Consider the following 19,847-nt stretch of genomic DNA (forward strand, 5'->3'; position numbering starts at 1 on the left):
TCTTTTCACCTTTTCACTTTTTCAACCTTTCACCTTTTGGTATGGCCTTTCACCTTTTAATTTTGACTAGGATTTTGTTCCAGCACACCATTGTAGGCATTGATAGCCGACTGCGGGATGAAGTAAATCACGCGGTAGTCTGTAGCGGGAACGTCTTGCATAGGTTGGTGCGGACCGGGGAAACGACGCGTAAGTGCATCGCCATTGCGGAACACGTCATAGCTGCGTTCGGCTTGGAAAGCAAGTTCCAGCTGCCGTTCCTTGTCTACTAAGCTCTTTGCTGTAGTGGCATTAAACTGTGCGGCGGTGTAGCACATATTTTTAAACAGTACTATAATAACTAATGCCGCATGTTCTACAAAAGAACATGCGGCATTTATTTTATAATAAGGTGACTAAGCTCGTTGCTTTGTGAGCTTGATGGGTTGTTAATTCATTAACTTGTTAACTTAGTTTGCTTCACAAATGTAGACTTACTTGTCAACTCGTAACCTTATCAACTGGCATTAAAACCTATAACCCACGGTGAATAACATCTGATGGCGTTTGTTGCTAACTGATACGGCAGAGGCCTCGTTCGTGACGGGTTTCTTGGTTGCTGGGTCTACTGTGGTCAGTCCATTGGTGAATGGATAGAACTCGCCATTGGTTGCACTGTACTGATAAGCAAGGTCGGCCGACCATTGTTTGCCAATGAAGCCCACTCCGAGAGTGATGCGGTTGGTAGCCTTCCAGTTGGTGTAGTCGGCTGCCGAGCTGTAATATGAGCCCTCCGAGTTGAGTGTGCCGTCCTTAAAGCCATCCTTCTTATAGGCAGGCGATACGTAATTATATCCCGCGCGCACTGCAACCTGTGGCAAAACCTTGTATTCCATACCCAATTTTACCGTTGCAACACCGTTGAGTGTACGTTTGGCATGGTTGTTCATCACCTTGTCGCTGGCCGAAGTCTCGTGTGTGTCGCCATAATAGTCAACATATTCACCGTCGATATACCTATTATCCACCGATGCATAGTCGGCATAGGTTACCGATGCACCCAATGCCAAGAAGTCGCCAACGGTATGGCCTAAGCTCGCACCAAAGGTCCAAGGGGTGAAAACCTTAAAGTTATAGGTTTCGCTAGACTTTCCACGTTCCCATCTTCCTTGGTTTTGGCCCTCGTTTAGTATAGTGGTATAGTTCTCAGTTTTCAAGTCGTACCATGTAGGCGAATTGACAGAGAAACCTATACGGAAAGGCGACTCTTCTATGGGACGGAAAATTACACCCGCACTAAGGTCGAAACCCGTGCCAGTAACTTTGCGTTCGTCGGCCACGGTGGCTGTTCCAATATTCTTGTTGGTCTTGTCCACGAGGTTTTCCACATATTCGGAGTAACCCTTATAGTTAACGGTGCGTAGGCCAAGGGTCAATCCTAGGTACACACGATCGTTAACGTTTCCGCTGATGTTAAAGTCGTAATTGCCGATATAACCATGTTGCGAGCGATTAAAGTCGTAGCCGTTGGCTGCATCGTACATGGCGTCCCCTGGTTGTTTAGCGGGTATCAAACGTGAGTTCCAATACAGATAGTCTAGCTGACCATAATTTCGCGACACGTCGTTGTTGCTTGGGTTGGAATCAACAAAGCCCAAATACACATCGGGGTGCTTAGGGTCTGGCCCAATGCTGTAACCTCCGTCGTACAGCGAACCGCGCAAACCTTTAAGGTAAGCCTGCTTTCCCAGCGAGGCATCGTTTAGCCTGCCTGCCGCGCTAAGGAAATAGTTGAAGTTGGTTCCCTTGCTGAAATTGAAGGCGAAGTTAACAAACGAGCGTTCGCCCATACGCATGGCGCGGTAAAATCCCACTTGATCGAAGCTCATTTTTGTGGACGAATGCCCCAAACGAGCATTGGCGTCGGCCTGCGAATTAAACCCGAACGAGAGGTTGACACCCGATTTTCGGTAGAGGCCGATGCCTGCGGGGTTGGTGCGAATTGTGGAAAGGTCGGCACCTAATGCTTCCATTGCACCGCCCATACCCACATATCGCGCCGTACCATTTAGGTCGCCGCCCAGCAATCGGGCGTTCTCGTAAGTTTCTTGGGCCATTGCCGGCAGTGCCAGCAAGGCCGAACATATCATCAAATATCTTGTGTTCATAAATAGGTCTCCTATCTCTTTTTCACTGCATTTTTTATATTCTGCACACTGGTTTAGCGTCTGCCACCGAAGGTTACTCCCCTAGATGATGCTCCACCACCAGTACTGCCACCGCCAAACGAACCGCCGCCGCCCCTCGACGAACCACCTCCGCCGAACGAACCACCACGCGAACCGCTGTCGTAGCTACGTGTAGGTGGGTTGTAATTGCGGTTATTGTCGTACGAACGGGTGTTGTAGAAGTCGCCGTTGCTACTGCGTTCGTAGCCGTTGCCGTAGCTCCGACCCGACGAGCGCGTATCGCCATTGTATTGGTAGCGATAGTCGGTGCGGTCTCTTGCCCCTCGCGAACTCATCGTGCCATGGTTGCGTGTGCCCGCTGCACCACCGCGATAGGTGTAATAGCCTGGTGTATAATAGGTGCCCCATCCGTAATAAGGCCTGTAATAGCCATAGTACGGACCGTAGTAGCCACCATAATAATAGGGTGAACGCCAACCATAGCCGTAGTAGGGATAAGCCCAGTCGTTATACCAGTATGAATAATAGCCACGCCAACGAGGGCCATAGCCGTAGTAGAATGGGTCGTACCAATCCCAATCCCAACGCGAATAGCCGTAATAAGGCGAGTAACCATAGTAGCCGAAGAACCATGGGTCGTAGAAACGACTAACACGACGGCTGTAATAATAGTCGTCGTCATCGTAATAGTCGCGTTTGTCGCGTCGCGAACGGTCGTAAGCGTCACGGTCGCGCCCTGCAAACGAGGTGTTAACGTCCTCTTCAACGATGACGTTTCCTAGCGAGTCGCGCCTTATCTTTTGGTAACTGCTGCCGTTGCGGTTGCGACGGTTGTACTCGTCTACGTTCCTGTTCGATCCCGAGTAATAAACATCGGCATCGCGTTCTCCCCTGTCTTTGTATTCTTTGTTAATCCTGTCTGATTTCTTAGGTACGAAATACACATCGTCTGTTTGAGCCATTGCCGTGAACGACCCAAATGCCAAACCGATTGCTAATAATCCTAATCTTTTCATGTCAATGTTCCTTTCTGCCAAAGGCAAGTTGTTACGTTGCAAATTTACTAACGATAGTTATGCAAATATAAGGATTTTCCCTAACTAAACAGAGGATTTTCCCTATTTTTTTGTAATTTTGCGATGCGGGCTTGGTTTGTAAGCCATTGGCAAACAATGAGGGGATAATGTCTCGTTACAGAGTTTGCCAAGGGGGATAACACACAATGCCCAACTAAAACAAACTTGTTGATATGGAATATCTTAAAGCGGTCTTCACGCTGAATGTAGCGAACGAAGATATGGAAGCAGCCAAAGACTTGCTTGCCGACTTGGCTGTGGCAGCCGGTTTCGAGGCTTTCGAAGAAACGGATGATAAGTTGGTGGGTTATGTTCAGCCACAAGTGCTAGACAAGGCAGCACTGGATGAGGCCATCGCCGACTTTCCAATAACCTCGGCACGCATAGCCTACGAGATGGTTGAGGCCGAAAACCGCAACTGGAACGAGGAGTGGGAGGCCAACGGATTTGAACCAATTTGTATCGAGGGACGTTGTATTATATTCGATGCACGCCATTATTCGGCAGCCGACTTACCAGCGGGCTTCCACCTACAAGTGGCTATCGAGCCACGACAAGCCTTTGGTACGGGTACGCACGAAACTACACAGATGGTTGTTGCACAACTGTTGGGCATGCCTCTGCAAGGCAAACGCCTGCTAGACTGCGGTTGCGGAACAGGCATCTTGGGCATAGTGGCTTCTAAATTGGGGGCGGAAAGCGTGTTGGGTTATGATATAGATGAGTGGAGTGTAGACAATAGTCTGCACAATGCCACGTTAAATGGCGTGGCTAACATGGTTGTGCGCAAAGGCGACGCCACATCATTGGCTGCTGGCGACGGACCTTTCGACGTGGTTGTGGCCAACATCAACCGCAATATCCTTTTGGCCGACTTGCCTAGATGGGTGCAAGCGATGGCGAAAAAAGGCACGATTGTGCTTAGTGGCTTTTACCAAGCAGACGTGTCAATGTTGGTGACGGCGGCCACAAACTTAGGACTGAGGCTCGTATCGGAAAGTGAGCAAGAGGGGTGGGCGTGTTTAACGTTCAGCAAGGAGTAGCAAAATGCTGTCCGCTTCATTAGTTTAGGGCACGGCGCATGGCGTGGAGCGCCGCATAGATGTGGTGTTTCGTGTTATTTCATCAAATCTTCCATGAAACTGTCAAGGTCTTCATCGAGGTTTTGAAGCAGTTCTCCCGTGATGATACTCGTATCATCGTCAACGAGATGTAGCTCTGCCACATGGTTCTTTTCATCGTCTTCGAGCACGAAACTAAATGGTCTGAGAATACCCATACCTTCTACCACGGCATTAAGTTTCCGCAAACAACTTTGCAGAATATGAGTAACGTTGTGGTAAAAGTGTTCGTCCTTGCTTTCAATCCACTGTTCCACCACACAACGGGTTATCTCCCTATCGTCGTCGTCGAAGGCAAGTAATTCACCAGAATCTTGCGAAACCCGTATGTGGATATCGGTGAGGGTGACGTTGTTTTCTAGGTTAGGAAACTTTTGCGCTATTTTGTTGATGGCGCGTTCCACCTGCATGATGGTTTGTTCCGTAGCTTTCATAATGCAAATTGTTTTAATGGTATTGCAAAGATAGTAAAAAACCACAAAGGCAAGCATGTTTGTATAAAAAATGTTTGTCTTTTTAGGATATTTGTTTTCTCAGAAGCTGTGGTATGATTGTTTAACAAATAATGTGGCAAATAATCTAGAAAAGTCACAATAATTCATCTTTGCGCGAGTTCGGGATTAAGAGAGTATTGTTATGCCAACTACCGCGTGGCGGCTGATCTGCTGGTGAGATAGCCATTCGTTTTTTCATCTAATCTTGCGCTGAGCCAACAAAAGTGTGTTGCAGTCCCTGTGTAAAACAAAAAGGGACATGCCGTTTTGTGGCATATCCCTTGTTTTTGTTTGTTAAGTGCAGTGACTTATGCTTCAGCAGGAGCTTCGGTAGCCTCTTCGGCAGGAGCCTCCGTAGCCTCTTGTGCAGGTGCTTCGGGTGCTTCTTCAACTGGTGCTTCAGCGGTAGCTTCTACAGCTGCTTCAGTTTCAGCGTTGGCAGCTTCGGCCTCAGCCTTTGCGGCAGCTTCTGCAGCTTTCTTTTCGTTTACTTTCTTGGCGATAGCAGCATTGATGCTCTTTTCAGCTTCTAGCTTCTTAGCTTCGAGATCTTTCTTAGCCTTAGCTTCGTTGTTACGGATAGCTTCGGTACCCTTATTCTTCTCTTCTTTCCAAGCGTCGAACTTCTTTTGTGCTGCTGCTTCGTCGAATGCGCCTTTCTTAACGCCACCACGTAGGTGCTTCATCAAGTAAACGCCTTCGCCTTTAAGGATGTTACGAACAGTGTCGGTGGGTTGTGCTCCACACTCTACCCAATGCAAGGCGCGTTCGAAATTCAAATCTACAGTTGCGGGATTGGTGTTGGGGTTGTACGTACCAATCTTCTCAGTAAACTTACCATCACGTGGTGCTCTTGCGTCGGCGATAACGATGCCATAGAAAGCATAGCCCTTACGGCCGCCGCGTTGTAATCTGATTTTTGTTGCCATTGTGCAATTTAAAATGTAATTAGGTTTGAATTTAATGCTGTCAACTCGTGACAGCGGCTGCAAAGGTACGCATATTTTTCTGATAATGAGCAAGGAAGAGTGAGAAATTTTAAGGGGAGTAGAGTAGTAAGGAGTAGAGGGAGTAAAGGAGTAAGGGGTGAAGTGTTTAAAGAATAAAGGAGTAAGAAGTAATGGGGGAGGAGTAAAGGAGTTAAGTGGTAAGAGCAACAAAGTATACCAAAAAACACAGATTAACACCAAAGAACTGCGCCCTTGAGCAATTTATTCGTAACTTTGCACATTATCACGCAAAGAAATAACATGAAACGAATACTCATTGTTTTGGCCGTTGCGTTTGTGGCGTTTACCGCTTGCACGAACAAGAAAGGCACTACGGCCAAGATTGAAGGACTGGATTTCGACAGTATTGTGGTGGATACCACTGTGGCGCTAACCAACGATAAGGACGCACCGCGGTGCAATGTGACCCTTAGCTTGCAATTCGCCAAGGGAAATAACGCCGACAAGATAAATAACGCTCTGATACATGCGGGTATTATGATGCCAGATTATTTGGGACTTACCAATCAAAAGTTTGGCATGAAACAGGCTGTAGACTCGTTTATGAAACGATTGATTAACGACTATGTGGCCGACTATAGCATGCTTTATCGCCAAGATAGGGAGCATGCCACAGCCTATAACTACGACTATAAGGTAAAAACGGCTACACGAAACGGGGCGAAGAACATCATCGTTTATACAGCCAAGATATATACTTACGGTGGTGGTGCGCACGGAATAAACCAAACGCTGGTGCGAAACATCGACGTTACTACTGGAAACGTGTTGCAACTGCAAGACGTTTTCGTGCCTGGTTACGAGCCTACGCTGAAAGAACTGCTGCTTAAAAAGGTGGGCGAACGCTTTGATGCCAATGGACTGGACGAGTTAAATAAGAAAGACATATTTGCTGATGGATATGTTTACGTGCCCGACAACTTTGCCATCGACGACGACAGCTTCACCTTTATATATTGTGAAGACGAGATTGCACCGCATGCTGTGGGTGAAATTAGCGTTACTTTGAGTAGCAGCGAACTAAGCCGCATATTAAAGTAGGGGGTCATTCGTTCTGCAATGGCGACAGAAGATAGCTCATAAGATAAAGCCATAATAAATGCAATAGGGCGTGGATGCCCCCTAAGAACAAGATAAAGACAATGGATGAGATACGTAAATATTTTAAGAATCTGACAGCCGAGCAACAAGATCAGCTGACCAAATTGGGCGGACTATATCGCATGTGGAACGAAAAGATAAACGTTGTTTCGCGTAAAGATATCGACAATTTGTATCTGCACCATGTTCTTCACTCGCTAGCCATCGCCAAGTATGTGCAGTTTAAGGCTGGCACACGCGTGTTAGACTTCGGCACGGGGGGAGGTTTCCCTGGCATTCCGTTGGCTATCATGTTTCCCGAATGTCAGTTCAAGCTGATAGATCGTACAGCCAAGAAGATACGTGTAACACAAGAGATTGCCACTGCCATTGGCTTGTCCAACGCCCAAGCCGAACAGAAGGCGGGCGAAGAAGAGCAAGGCGAGTATGATTTTGTGGTGAGCCGGGCCGTGATGCCTTTGCCCGAATTGATGAAAATCGTGAAGAAGAACATTTCACACAAACAACATAACGCGTTGCCTAACGGACTGATATGCCTCAAAGGGGGTAATCTTGATGCCGAAACGCGCTCTGTGAAGAAGGTCGTAGACGTTACGCCGGTGAGCAATTGGTTTGATGAAGCGTGGTTCGAAGAGAAAAACGTGGTGTATGTACCGATGTAGACATTACCTATTGAGGTAGATTGGCGGTTGTGAATGAAGACTTGCCGAACCGTGACTACACCCAATGAAGGATAAAAACAAAATGCAAAACGATTTAGCACGATGCTGAATATACATCATATAATGTGCAACATGTTTCAGGAAAACTGCTATGTTGTATCAGACGAGACCAAGGAATGCGTGATCATAGATTGCGGTGCATTCTTCGAGAAAGATAAGTCGGCGCTTACGCAGTATATCGCCGATAACCAGTTGACACCCCGTCGACTGCTGGCTACACATGGACATGTGGACCATAATTTGGGAAATGCCTTTGTGTTTGCTACCTACGGCTTGCGCCCTGAAATGCATGAAGACGATAGTGAGTTGCTAGAGCATCTGCCCGAGCAGGCTGCCTATCTGCTGAACATGCAACTTGAAGAGAAACAACCGCCTGTGGGGAGATACTTTACGGAGGCAGATACCATCGAATGGGGGAACCATCGGTTCACCATCATTCATACGCCTGGCCACACAGAGGGTAGTTGTGTGTTCTATTGCGAGGCCGAAGGCGTGGCCTTTACAGGCGATACGCTCTTCAGAGGGTCGGTTGGCAGGGTTGATTTGCCTGGCGGAAGCATGTTTAAAATGATGCAAAGCATACGCCACTTGTCGCAACTGCCCGACACTACGCGCGTGTTTTCGGGACATGGACCAGAGACGACGATTGGCTACGAGCTGGCGCATAATCCGTATTTGGATAGATAGGGGGTAAGTAGTAAGGAGTAAATGTAGTAAGAGTAAGTAGTAAATGTAGTAAGAGTAAGTAGTAAGCTAGCTAAAACCAGAAAGCCTAGAAGAACAAGAAAGCCAAGGAACGCTCGAAAAACTAGAAGAGCAGGTAAACTCGTTCCCAACTTACAAATCGATTCATGCATAAAGAAGAGACAGAAAAGATAATACTGGGCATTGACCCTGGCACCACCTTGATGGGCTATGGCGTTATCCGTGTGGTAGGGAAAAAGGCGCAAATGGTGGCGATGGGCGTTATCGACTTGCGCAAAATGCCCGACCCTTACTTACGGTTGGGGCATATCTTCGAGCGCGTTTCGGGCATCATCGATGCCTATCTGCCCGACGAACTGGCCATTGAAGCTCCATTCTTTGGTAAGAATGTACAGTCGATGTTGAAGTTGGGACGGGCTCAAGGCGTGGCTATCGCTGCTGCCATACACCGCGACATTCCTATACACGAGTATGCGCCACTGAAAATAAAGATGGCCATAACGGGGCAAGGACAAGCTTCGAAAGAACAAGTGGCTGGTATGTTGAAGCGTATGTTGAAGCTAAGCGACGATGACATGCCTAAGTTTATGGATGCAACAGATGCCCTTGGTGCTGCCTATTGCCACTTCTTACAGATGGATAGGCCTGAAACTGATACGAAATATCGAGGCTGGAAAGACTTTGTGAAGCGCAACCAAGACCGCGTGGCGGGTAAATGAATGAAGTCTTTAAGTTCATAAGTCGTTAATTCCTCGGTCGTTGGGTTGTGAGTGATGAATCTCATCTCACACAATCTATAAACTTAAAGCTTACGACAAACGAATGAATTCACCAGCTCATAAACTGATAAACTCACAAACTCAATAGAATTAGAAGTATAAAAAATGAAAGGAACTGCAATGAAAAAGATTTTGATTATGGCGCTGATGTCATGCACGGTGTGCTTTACAGCGCAAGCACAAGAAGTGTATAAGCGCATATTGAAGGTGTCGAAACAAACGGCAGCCGACAAAAGCAAGAGCCTTGACGTGCGTAAGGTGGCAACGTTTAAGGTAGACGAGCTGAACTATATGGCGATGAAGTCGAAAGAACTGATGCCCGACAGTACCGTTAGGATGCTTGACAGGCAGGCATACGCTATGCACGAGTTTATCAACTTGTTCTTCAAACGTCTGTCGGAAGCTAAGAAAAAAGCGCAGAAAGAGTTGGTGATGGCTCGCTTTAAAAATGCTTCTATCAGCAACAGCCGCTTTAACGACACGGATAAGGAACTGGTGTTGAGCTATTACGACAATAGCAACTATATGACGCAGTTCTCTTTGGATACCGATTGGGTGAAGGCTTTGGCCGAAGTTCGCCGTAAAAAGTAGGGGCTTTTACCTCGCTTTAGCTCAACCGTAGCTTTTCTTTCGCTCGAGAATGAAGGGCAAAGGGTGGGGTAGGCGTGAATTATTTGATCGGCTAAAGCGTTTTGAACAGCGAGCGTGCTTGACACTATCGCTACACATAATACGCGAGTTCGGGATAAGAGCAATTTGTTATGCTAACTGCCGTGTAGCACAAGTTGGCTAGATAACCATTTCTTTACCTGACCAGTCTTGTTCAGAAAGCATGGTATCTTATCCCGAACGCGCCAATTAACCCTTACGTGGTTCGCATTTTCATGGCTCTGAAAATACGCTTGCTAAGCTTTTATAATGCTTTATTAGATTAACTGCCGTGTTAAATGTATTTTGGACGGCTGTTCCATATCATCTGGAATGCTGTTCCAGTTGAACTGGAATACCATTCCAACTTATCTGGAACAGGGTTACATCTTAGCTGTAACAAGGCGGGAGCTAAAAATGCTCACTACAAGAGCTTATCGGGTGGGGAATGAAATGTGGCGTTTGGACGTAGGAAGGATGAATTGGTGGCGGTGATAGGCTGTGGAATGAACCGCCTAGATGGTGCCAAGCTAGTATCAAACGTTACGTGAATTTGGGATAAGATGCGATGTCTTTTTGAGCGAGATAAGGTAAGAAACGAATAGCAATCTCACCAACTGGCACTACACGGAAGTTTACACACCGAACATCTCTTATCTTGAGCTTGCATACATTATATAATACAATAAGGGGCTATGGATATTTTTTCCATAGCCCCTTATTGTATTATGACTCAAGTTTGTGGGTTTAGTGATTGTGAGTTTTATCGAGTATGGCCCATAAACAAGAGGCTTACATGCTGAAATGGTTATCAATTCAGTAACTTGCAAGCACACCGATTCAAGTTATTTATACTCCGACCACGCCTTAATCTCGATGTCCTCGACACGCATGGTGGTAAAGGCTGTGATGAAAGCACTGGCCAAACGCGTATTGGTGATGAGCGGAATGTTGAGGTCGATGGCTGCGCGACGTATGCTGTAGCCGTTGGTGAGTTCGCGTGGGGTGAGGTCTTTGGGGATGTTCACCACCATATCTATCTTCTTTTCACGCAACACGTCGAGCACTTTGGGTTCCATTCCCTCGTCGGTAGGCCAATACACGGTGGTATTGGCAATGCCATTCTCTGTTAGGAAGTGCGATGTACCACTAGTGGCATACAATTCATAGCCGTTGTTCACCAGTCGTTTGGCCGCATCTAGCATCTCGGCCTTTTGCTTTCCACCGCCAGTTGAGAGCAAAACGGTTTTCTTTGGGATGCGATGACCCACCGAAAGCATACTTGTAAGCAGAGCAGAATTGGTGTCGTCGCCCAAACACCCCACCTCGCCAGTAGATGCCATGTCTACTCCTAGTACGGGGTCGGCCTTTTGTAGACGGTTAAACGAGAACTGCGAGGCCTTTATGCCCACGTAATCGAGGTCGAAAAGGTTTTTGTTGGGCTTCTCAACGGGTAGGCCAAGCATAACGCGTGTGGCCAAATCGATGAGGTTCAGCTTGAGCACTTTACTTACAAAGGGGAACGAACGTGAGGCGCGCAAGTTACATTCGATAACCAGCAGGTCGTTGTCGCGTGCCATAAACTGGATGTTGAACGGTCCCGAGATATGCAATTCCTTAGCAATCTGTCGGCTAACGCGCTTTATTCGACGCACTGTTTCTATGTAAACCTTTTGTGGGGGGAACTGAATGGTGGCGTCGCCAGAGTGAACTCCAGCAAACTCGATATGTTCGCTGATAGCATAGGCTAGTATTTCACCGTCTTTGGCCACGGCATCCATCTCTATTTCCTTAGCGTGCTCGATGAATCGGCTCACCACTACGGGGTGGTCTTCGCTGACATTGGCAGCCAATTGCAGGAAGCGTTCAAGTTCTTCGCGGTTTGAGCAAACGTTCATAGCTGCACCCGACAGTACGTAAGAAGGGCGAACCAGCACGGGGAAGCCTACGCGAGCGATGAACTCGTTAATTTTATCCATCGACGTCAGCGCGCTCCACTCGGGTTGGTTGATGCCGTTTCGGGTGAGCATAGATGAGAACTTGGCACGGTCTTCGGCGTTATCAATGTCTGTTGCCGATGTTCCAAGTATAGGCACGTGTTGCTCGTCGAGCTTCATTGCCAAGTTATTGGGTATCTGTCCGCCTGTAGACACAATCACGCCGTTGGGCGTTTCGAGGTCGATAACGTCCATCACACGTTCGAATGTCAACTCGTCGAAGTACAGACGGTCGCACATGTCGTAGTCGGTAGACACCGTTTCGGGGTTATAGTTAATCATAACCGACCGATAACCCTCGCGTCGGATGGTGTTAAGGGCCTGCACACCGCACCAGTCGAACTCTACAGAAGAACCGATACGATAAGCACCAGAGCCGAGAACAACGATAGAACGGCGGTCGTTGTCGAAGCGAACGTCGCTCGCTACACCCGAATAGGTGAGGTAAAGGTAGTTGGTTTGCGCGGGATATTCTGCTGCAAGCGTATCAATCTGCTTCACAACGGGCAGAATGCCATACGACTTTCGCAAGTTGCGCACCACCAAAGAAGCCTTGTGCATATTGCCCATCTCCTTTTCAAGACCCACTGCACGGGCAATTTGGAAGTCGGTAAAGCCATACACCTTTGCCGTTCGCAACAATTCCTTATCCAATACGTTCACACTGGTGCATCGTTGCAAGGTCTCGTCGATGTCGATGATGTGCTTCAGTTTTTCCAAGAACCACTTGTCAATCTTCGTGAGTTCGTGTATTTGGTCGATGGTATATCCCTTGTGCATGGCCTTCGAGATGATGAACACACGCTTGTCGGTGGGTTCGCGAAGGGCAGCATCAATGTCGTCAATCTTCAATTCCTTGTTCTCAACGAAGCCGTGCATGCCTTGGCCAATCATACGCAATCCCTTCTGAATGGCCTCTTCGAAGTTTCGGCCGATGGCCATTACCTCGCCAACCGACTTCATCGACGAGCCTAATTCCTTGTCTACGCCGCGAAACTTACTCAAGTCCCAGCGTGGTATCTTGCAGACAACGTAGTCGAGTGCGGGCTCGAAGAATGCGCTGGTGGTCTTTGTAACCGAGTTTTTCAGCTCGAAAAGGCCGTAACCCATGCCTAACTTGGCTGCAACGAAAGCCAGCGGATAGCCTGTGGCTTTTGAAGCAAGGGCCGACGAACGACTAAGGCGAGCGTTCACTTCGATAACGCGATAGTCTTCGCTCTTAGGGTCGAAGGCATATTGAACGTTGCATTCGCCAACGATTCCGATGTGACGGATAATCTTAATGGAGAGTGCACGTAGCTTGTGATATTCGCTATTGCTAAGCGTTTGCGATGGAGCAACAACGATACTTTCACCCGTATGGATACCAAGCGGGTCGAAATTCTCCATGTTGCAGACAGTGATGCAATTGTCGTAGCGGTCGCGTACCACTTCGTATTCAATTTCTTTCCATCCCTTGAGACTTTTCTCTACCAACACTTGTGGGGAGAACGAGAATGCTTTCTCAGCCAATTTGTTCAGTTCTTCCTCGTTATCGCAAAAGCCACTACCCAATCCGCCCAATGCGTAAGCAGCGCGTAAGATAACGGGATAGCCAAGATTAGCAGCAGCGCGACGTGCCTGTTCGATGGTGGAACATGCCTCGCTCTTGATGGTCTTGACGTTAATCTCATTCAGCTTTTCAACAAACAGCTCACGGTCTTCAGTGTCCATGATGGCTTGCACGGGCGTACCCAGCACCTTAACGCCATACTTTTCGAGCACACCACTTTGGTAAAGTTCCACACCGCAGTTAAGTGCCGTTTGTCCACCGAAGGCCAAGAGAATGCCGTCTGGGCGTTCTTTCTCGATAACCCTTTCAACGAAATAAGGCTGAACGGGTAGGAAATATATCTGGTCGGCAACGCCTTCAGAGGTTTGTACCGTGGCGATGTTGGGGTTGATAAGCACCGTTTGCACGCCTTCTTCACGTAGGGCTTTGAGCGCTTGCGAGCCAGAGTAGTCGAACTCACCCGCTTCGCCAATCTTCAATGCGCCGGAACCCAGCAGCAATACTTTCTTTATGCTTTCATCTTTCATATTTCTAAGGGGTTTTAAAGGGTGAGTTTTTCTACGAAGAGGTCGAACATAAACAGCGTATCGACCGGTCCTGAGCAAGCTTCGGGATGGAACTGTGATGTAAACCACGGGTTGGTGTTGTGGCGTACGCCTTCATTGCTGCCGTCGTTCATGTTTACGAACAGCTCACTCCAATCCTTATCAAGCGTAGAAGCATCAACGGCATAACCGTGGTTTTGGCTCGTTATGTAGCATTTATCTGTGCCCACCATGCGCACGGGCTGGTTGTGCGAGCGGTGTCCGTACTTTAATTTGTAGATGTTAGCTCCGCCTGCTTTGGCCATAAGTTGGTTTCCCATGCAAATTCCACAGATGGGTTTGCGGCTCTTGCTCATTTGTTGGCGCAGTATGTTTACTGCATCTTGGCACAAATCGGGGTCTCCTGGTCCGTTCCCAAGAAACAATCCATCGAACTCCATCCCAGTATAGTCGTAATTCCAAGGCACGCGCACCACTTCAAGACCACGCTCGATAAGGTTGCGAATGATGTTAGCCTTCACTCCGCAGTCTACCAATACAACGCGTTTTCCGGCTCCTTCGTTATAGCGAATTATCTCTTTGCAGCTAACACGGTCTACAAAATTCACGCCTTCGTACTGCGCTTGGGGTATATTTTCGGGTTCGTCGTCGAAGATTATTTGGCCCATCATCACGCCATGTTCGCGCAAAACCTTGGTAAGCTCGCGTGTATCGATGCCCGTTATGCCAGGTACATGTTCGCGTTTAAGCCATTCGGCCAAGCTTTCGTTAGCGTTCCAGTGGCTGTATTGCTCGCTATAATCGCTCACGATGATGGCAGAGGCGTGTATATGGTCGCTCTCCATGAACGTGGGTAGCCCTTCGGGGCCAAAGGTGAAGGGTGGAACGCCGTAGTTTCCAACCAAGGGAAAGGTAAGCGTTACTAGCTGACCGGCATAAGAAGGGTCGGTAAGACTCTCGGGGTAGCCCATCATGGCCGTGTTAAAAACCACTTCGCCTGCCACAGGCGCATCGTAACCAAAGGACTTGCCATGGAATTTGGTGCCGTCTTGCAGAACTAATGTTACATTTCTCATTATATCCTAGAATTTCTGTTCGTTTTGATAAACCTTTTCGATGTAATTAACGAAGGCCTGATTGCATAGTCGCATGCCACCCGGAGTAGGGTAGTTGCCCGTGAAATACCAATCGCCCTTGTGTTGGGGTATGGCCTCGTGTAGGCCTTCGATAGACTGAAACACCAACTCGATGGGTGTATTTACGCCTTTGGGACGTAGCATCTGCACGATCTTACGGTTAATTTCGTCAACCGTAACGGCCTTGTATATCTCTTGCACGCAGTTACCCATCTCCTCAACAGGCTTTTTCAGCTCACGTCGACAGTTGTCGTAGGTTTGCTTGATAAGTGCGTGCATGTTCTTTTCTTTCAGCAACTCGATGGCAGCACGGAACACACAAAACTCTTCTAAACGTGGCATGTCGATGCCGTAATAGTCGGGATAGCGTATCTGAGGTGCGCTGCTCACCACGATTATCTTCTTGGGGTGCAACTTGTCGAGTATTCGCAGGATGCTTTTTTGTAGCGTTGTGCCACGCACGATGCTGTCGTCGATAATCACGAGGTTGTCTTTTCCTGGGCGAATGCTCTCGTAGGTGATGTCGTACACGTGTGAAGCCAAGTCGTTACGCGAGTTTCCTTCAGCGATGAAGGTACGCAACTTGATGTCTTTCCACGCTACTTTGTCTAGTCTGATGGTGTTGCTTAGTATCTCGTTTAGTTCTTCGGTCGTGGGGGTATGGTCTAATGCCTGAATCTGGGCTACGTGTTGTTGGCGCATGTAGCGTTTAAATCCTGCTACCAAACCATAGAAGGCCACCTCGGCCGTGTTGGGAATATACGACAATACGGTGTTTTTTGTGTCGTAGTCAATGGCGCGAAGGATGGCGTCTGTTAGTTGTTCGCCCAACTTCTTACGCTCCTTATATATATCGGCATCAGAACCACGACTGAAATATATTCTCTCGAACGAGCACGAACTATCCGATTTTTGCTCCATGATGCGCTCGATACGATAGTCGCCATTGCGCTTTACGATGAGAGCTGTTCCTGGTTCTAGTTCCTTTACGTCATCGCACTCGATGCCAAAGGTGGTTTGTAGCACTGGGCGTTCACTGGCCACAACGGCCACTTCATCGTTTTTATAATAAAAGGCAGGCCTTATTCCCCAGGGATCGCGCATCGAAAACATCTCGCCACTGCCTGTAACGCCACACACCACATATCCACCGTCGAAGTGTGGCATGGTTGTTCGCAACACGTTGGCTACGTTCACGTTGTCTTCGATGTATTGGGTTATGTCGGTGTCGGTAAGCCCTCGTGCCTGTGCTTCCACAAAGTTGCGTTCCACTTCGCGGTCCAGACGGTGTCCCATCAGCTCGAGCATAATGTAGCTATCGCTGTAAATGCGGGGACATTGGCCTTGTCGGGTGAGACGTTCGAATATCTCGCCGATGTTGGTCATGTTGAAATTTCCACACAGACTTAGGTTTTTGGCGCGCCAGTTGTTACGGCGCAGAAAGGGGTGAACATACGAAAGGCCACTCTTGCCTGTGGTGGAATAGCGCAGGTGACCCATGTACAGTTCGCCAGCAAAAGGCAGCGTGCGCTCGGCATAGCGTGCGTCGGCAAGGTGTTCGGGCGTCTCTTTGGCAAAGCCCTTTTGCACCGCTGAGAATATTTCGGTGATGGCATTGCTGCCTTCGGCCCTTTCGCGAAACATGTATTCGTTGCCAGGAGTGGTCTTGAGCTTAACGCACGACATGCCCGCAGCCTCTTGTCCGCGGTTGTGCTGTTTCTCCATAAGTAAGTAGAGCTTGTTAAGCCCATACATCCATGTACCGTATTTCTGTTGGTAATATTGCAGAGGTTTAAGCAACCTTATTGTGGCCACGCCACATTCATGTTTCAATGGTTCCATCCAATCTTGTTCTTTTTTGCCTTGGGTGTTATATAAGTAGAGGGATGTCCGTAAACATCCCTCACCTTTATTTTTGTTATTTTACAAGGTTCACTATCAAAGACGTGAGCGACAACACGCTGCTCACCACAGACAACCAAATACCTGTGGCTGCGCTGGTTTTCGAATTGCTGGCTTTGGCCTTGTTAGGCTCCACATATATCACGTCGTTTTGTTGCAAGTAATAGTAAGGAGAATTGATGAGGTTGGCATCGCGCAGGTCTATGCGATGTGCCTCCTTACGTCCATCGGGGTTTTCGCGAAGTAGCATAACGTTGTCGCGACGTCCGTAGATGGTGAGGTCGCCTGCTTGAGCCAAGGCTTCCAAGATGCTCATCTTTTCGCTAGTAACAGGTATTACGGTAGGTTTACTCACTTCGCCCAGCACAGTTACCTGGTAGCTAGCCATGCGAACGGTAACGATGGGATTCTCGCTGGCAGCGAGATAGCCCGAAATTTTACTCTTAATAAGATCTTGGCATTGGTTCTTATTCAGTCCACCTACGTGAATTTTTCCAATCACGGGGAACTCGATGTCACCGTTATTGTCTACCAAATAATTTTGAAGGTTAGCCCCTTGTGCCAATTGCCCCTTTGTGCCAACACTGTTGCCCACCGTAAGGTTGAATGGTGCAGCAGCAGCGGGGTCGGTTGTTACCACCGTGATAGACAATTGGTCTTTGGGCATTATCTTAGCCTCATATAGCCCCTTAGACTCTTCGAGGTTCACGCCATCTACGTTTTGGAAATACACAATCTCTTTGCTTCCTCCACAACTCCCTAATAACAATACGAATGTCAATAAGACAACTGAACTTAGAAATTTACTCATACCAATAATACAATCGTTTAATATGCATGCAAATTTACGCTCTTTTTTCTGATTTCGCAAATCTTTAACCTATTATTAACGCGAGTTTTGTGCGCTATTCATTGCTTTGTGTCATTGCTGTCTTATTATGTTGAGAAATGGAAGACTATTCGTTAATTATTGGTTTATTGACGTGCGGTTTATTAATTTATTTGTTAAGTGGCTTGTTCTCAGCTTGGTTTAGTTGTTTATATGTAGCTGCATTATCTCATCTTTTTGCCCCTTTTCTTTCAATTTCTCTCGTTATGTGCCTTTTTTGCTATATTTGTGCAATCGGTTGCCTAGAAAAAATGTCATTTTTAATATGTTTTAAAGCATAATGTTGATATTCTTTAGTAAATTTGCAGCTGAAAAAAGAGATAAGAAGTTAGATAAGGTAGATATAAGCTACAATGTTTTTAAAGAAACAAGTAGCGTTGACAATACTGTAGGTATTAGATTGGCAATAAAGATTTATTCAAGGATTAGTTACATGGTAAGACGTTGGATATCGGTTGTTCGATGGTAATCAACAAGGTATTTCAGTAACATCGAACTCACAACGTCGCTTCGTCAAGACCGTAGAGAGGGTTAGAGTAGGCCATTTACTAAAGGGAATGGAGAGTTGGGAATAGCTTTCAAGTTTCCGCCTCATACCGCGTGATACGGACATTGTACGAAGAAATTTTTTATGTTAGTAGAGAGAACCCGGCTGCATGTGTATGTGGTCGGGCTTTTTTTATACGTGCCATTGTGCTGAATACCTCATCTTACTAAAGGCCAAATACAATTATTCCGACTCTTCATAACGTGCAATGAGCTTGGTTTTCGCCCAAAGTTGCGTCAGACTTTTATTGTCGGCAAATGTCTCAACACCTTTTCTTAAGGTGGTGGGCGGATGTTCGCCAAGCTTTTTCAGCTCGTTTGTTTCACATGCCGACAGCAATGCAACCAACGTTTTCTCAACTAAGGCTGGATGACAGTGCCCGTCTTTGGTTGTGCGCAGCCAATCTTCGTCTCTAAAATTGCCAATGCCCCACGCTTTGATGAAGCCCACTGCGTGCCGTTGATGGGACGTGGGTAGGTGGCGGAGATACAAATTGAGGATGGCCGAATGAAACTCGTTGCGTATGTGCGTTCCGCTTATTGCCTGTGTATAGTGTGTGGCCAGATTCAGCGCTGCTGTTTCGTCTTGCTTTTGCTGGTTGACTATGGCGAAGTATTGGCTTCGGGCATAGAGCAGCTTTATCCTTTCGTCTGTGAAATAGGGATTGACTGAGAAGACGTTGAATACTTCTTGCAGACTATAACCCAAGTCGAAACAGCGCTCCACCACATATTCGGCCAGTGGGCGAAACGTATGTGCCTCGCTCTGCGAAGGTAGGAAATCGCCCTCTGCAAAAGTGTTTGCGTCCCATTTTGCGATGAAATTCATCAGTTTGAAGTCGACAAAACGCTCCCGTATCGCAATGGCCATCAGCAACATTTGTGAATGAAGCAACGAAGGACGTTCGTTTTGCAGCGAAATGTAGTGGAATAGGACCCTTCGTACCGTTGTCGGTTGACATTTGGGCAACATCCGTTTGACGTATCGATACACCACCCATCCCGCTCGTTCGTGTAGGGCAGGTGGCAGGTTTTCGTTCAAGAAAGGCAACAAAGCCTCGTAGGCAACTTGCTCGCAGCCGTCTTTACTTATGCGTTCGATGTGTCGCATCTGCGGATAATAGGGCAAGGCATGTTCTTTCAGGCGTTCAATGGCTTTAAGGGCGATGCCCTCGGCATCGTTCATCAATGGTTGCAGCTGTTCCAGTAAGGCTATACGTTGGTTGGCCTCGTCCAGCCGTTGCTCCTTAACAAGCCAGTCGCAGATGTCTTTCTGCACCCAAAACATGGCCATGCATGCTTGCGGACTTTTCTCTTGTTGCCAATCGGCGGTGGCCTGTTGCAGAGCTTCGTTCAGTCGCCCTGCCTTTCTTAGTGTCATGGTTGTGATAAAGCTCATGGCTTAGGGTTAGTTGTGGGTCTTTATCTTAACAACGCAAACGTTGTCTGTTTATTT

15 protein-coding genes and 1 pseudogene are annotated in these 19,847 nt (G+C 47.5%); 6 read left to right on the top strand and 10 right to left on the bottom strand.

Going from position 1 to position 19,847, the window contains the following annotated elements; genetic code table 11:
• Window positions 1-56 precede the first annotated feature (56 nt).
• The 3 genes and pseudogenes from F453_RS0107670 to F453_RS0107680 all read right to left on the bottom strand — a co-directional run.
• Window positions 57-293, bottom strand: a pseudogene (locus tag F453_RS0107670) (RagB/SusD family nutrient uptake outer membrane protein); the annotation flags it as partial.
• 213 nt (window positions 294-506) lie between these two features.
• Window positions 507-2,129 (bottom strand): OmpP1/FadL family transporter, encoded by a 1,623-nt coding sequence (locus tag F453_RS0107675; protein WP_018967493.1) that lies wholly within the window; start codon window positions 2,127-2,129, stop codon window positions 507-509.
• Between the two features lie 71 nt (window positions 2,130-2,200).
• Window positions 2,201-3,184: a hypothetical protein gene (locus tag F453_RS0107680; protein WP_025789948.1), complete on the bottom strand. Its 984-nt coding sequence runs from the start codon at window positions 3,182-3,184 to the stop codon at window positions 2,201-2,203.
• A gap of 233 nt (window positions 3,185-3,417) precedes the next feature.
• Here F453_RS0107680 and prmA point away from each other — a divergent pair, with 233 nt between their 5' ends.
• Entirely contained in the window at window positions 3,418-4,287 is an 870-nt protein-coding gene (prmA, locus tag F453_RS0107685) for a 50S ribosomal protein L11 methyltransferase (protein WP_018967495.1), read from the top strand.
• Window positions 4,288-4,361: 74 nt separating this feature from the next.
• Here prmA and F453_RS0107690 read toward each other — a convergent pair whose 3' ends face one another.
• On the bottom strand, window positions 4,362-4,799 hold the full coding sequence (locus tag F453_RS0107690; protein ID WP_025789949.1) for a hypothetical protein: 438 nt from the start codon (window positions 4,797-4,799) through the stop codon (window positions 4,362-4,364).
• A gap of 368 nt (window positions 4,800-5,167) precedes the next feature.
• Entirely contained in the window at window positions 5,168-5,788 is a 621-nt protein-coding gene (locus F453_RS0107695) for a 30S ribosomal protein S16 (protein ID WP_009235013.1), read from the bottom strand.
• Between the two features lie 321 nt (window positions 5,789-6,109).
• On the opposite strand from F453_RS0107695, the gene F453_RS0107700 reads away from it, so the two are divergent.
• From F453_RS0107700 to F453_RS0107720, 5 genes are all read left to right on the top strand, one after another.
• Entirely contained in the window at window positions 6,110-6,910 is an 801-nt protein-coding gene (locus F453_RS0107700; RefSeq protein WP_018967496.1) for a DUF3298 and DUF4163 domain-containing protein, read from the top strand.
• Window positions 6,911-6,984: 74 nt separating this feature from the next.
• Window positions 6,985-7,632, top strand: a complete 648-nt coding sequence (gene rsmG / locus F453_RS0107705) for a 16S rRNA (guanine(527)-N(7))-methyltransferase RsmG (protein ID WP_018967497.1) — start codon at window positions 6,985-6,987, stop codon at window positions 7,630-7,632.
• Between the two features lie 102 nt (window positions 7,633-7,734).
• On the top strand, window positions 7,735-8,379 hold the full coding sequence (locus F453_RS0107710) for an MBL fold metallo-hydrolase (RefSeq protein ID WP_025789951.1): 645 nt from the start codon (window positions 7,735-7,737) through the stop codon (window positions 8,377-8,379).
• 164 nt (window positions 8,380-8,543) lie between these two features.
• Entirely contained in the window at window positions 8,544-9,116 is a 573-nt protein-coding gene (gene ruvC, locus F453_RS0107715) for a crossover junction endodeoxyribonuclease RuvC (RefSeq protein WP_018967499.1), read from the top strand.
• A gap of 180 nt (window positions 9,117-9,296) precedes the next feature.
• Window positions 9,297-9,767: a hypothetical protein gene (locus tag F453_RS0107720; protein WP_232214818.1), complete on the top strand. Its 471-nt coding sequence runs from the start codon at window positions 9,297-9,299 to the stop codon at window positions 9,765-9,767.
• 902 nt (window positions 9,768-10,669) lie between these two features.
• On the opposite strand, the gene carB is transcribed toward F453_RS0107720, so the two are convergent.
• The 5 genes from carB to F453_RS0107750 all read right to left on the bottom strand — a co-directional run bounded on the left by carB (window position 10,670) and on the right by F453_RS0107750 (window position 19,772).
• On the bottom strand, window positions 10,670-13,900 hold the full coding sequence (carB, locus tag F453_RS0107725) for a carbamoyl-phosphate synthase (glutamine-hydrolyzing) large subunit (protein WP_018967501.1): 3,231 nt from the start codon (window positions 13,898-13,900) through the stop codon (window positions 10,670-10,672).
• A gap of 14 nt (window positions 13,901-13,914) precedes the next feature.
• Entirely contained in the window at window positions 13,915-14,994 is a 1,080-nt protein-coding gene (carA, locus tag F453_RS0107730) for a glutamine-hydrolyzing carbamoyl-phosphate synthase small subunit (RefSeq protein WP_018967502.1), read from the bottom strand.
• Between the two features lie 6 nt (window positions 14,995-15,000).
• On the bottom strand, window positions 15,001-16,896 hold the full coding sequence (locus F453_RS0107735; RefSeq protein ID WP_018967503.1) for an amidophosphoribosyltransferase: 1,896 nt from the start codon (window positions 16,894-16,896) through the stop codon (window positions 15,001-15,003).
• Between the two features lie 76 nt (window positions 16,897-16,972).
• The gene (locus F453_RS0107740; protein WP_025789952.1) at window positions 16,973-17,767 is read right to left on the bottom strand and encodes a polysaccharide biosynthesis/export family protein; all 795 of its coding nucleotides are present in this window, start codon (window positions 17,765-17,767) and stop codon (window positions 16,973-16,975) included.
• A gap of 808 nt (window positions 17,768-18,575) precedes the next feature.
• Window positions 18,576-19,772, bottom strand: a complete 1,197-nt coding sequence (locus F453_RS0107750) for a hypothetical protein (RefSeq protein WP_018967506.1) — start codon at window positions 19,770-19,772, stop codon at window positions 18,576-18,578.
• Window positions 19,773-19,847 lie beyond the last annotated feature (75 nt).

Source organism: Hoylesella loescheii DSM 19665 = JCM 12249 = ATCC 15930, from assembly GCF_000378085.1.
GTDB lineage: Bacteria > Bacteroidota > Bacteroidia > Bacteroidales > Bacteroidaceae > Prevotella > Prevotella loescheii.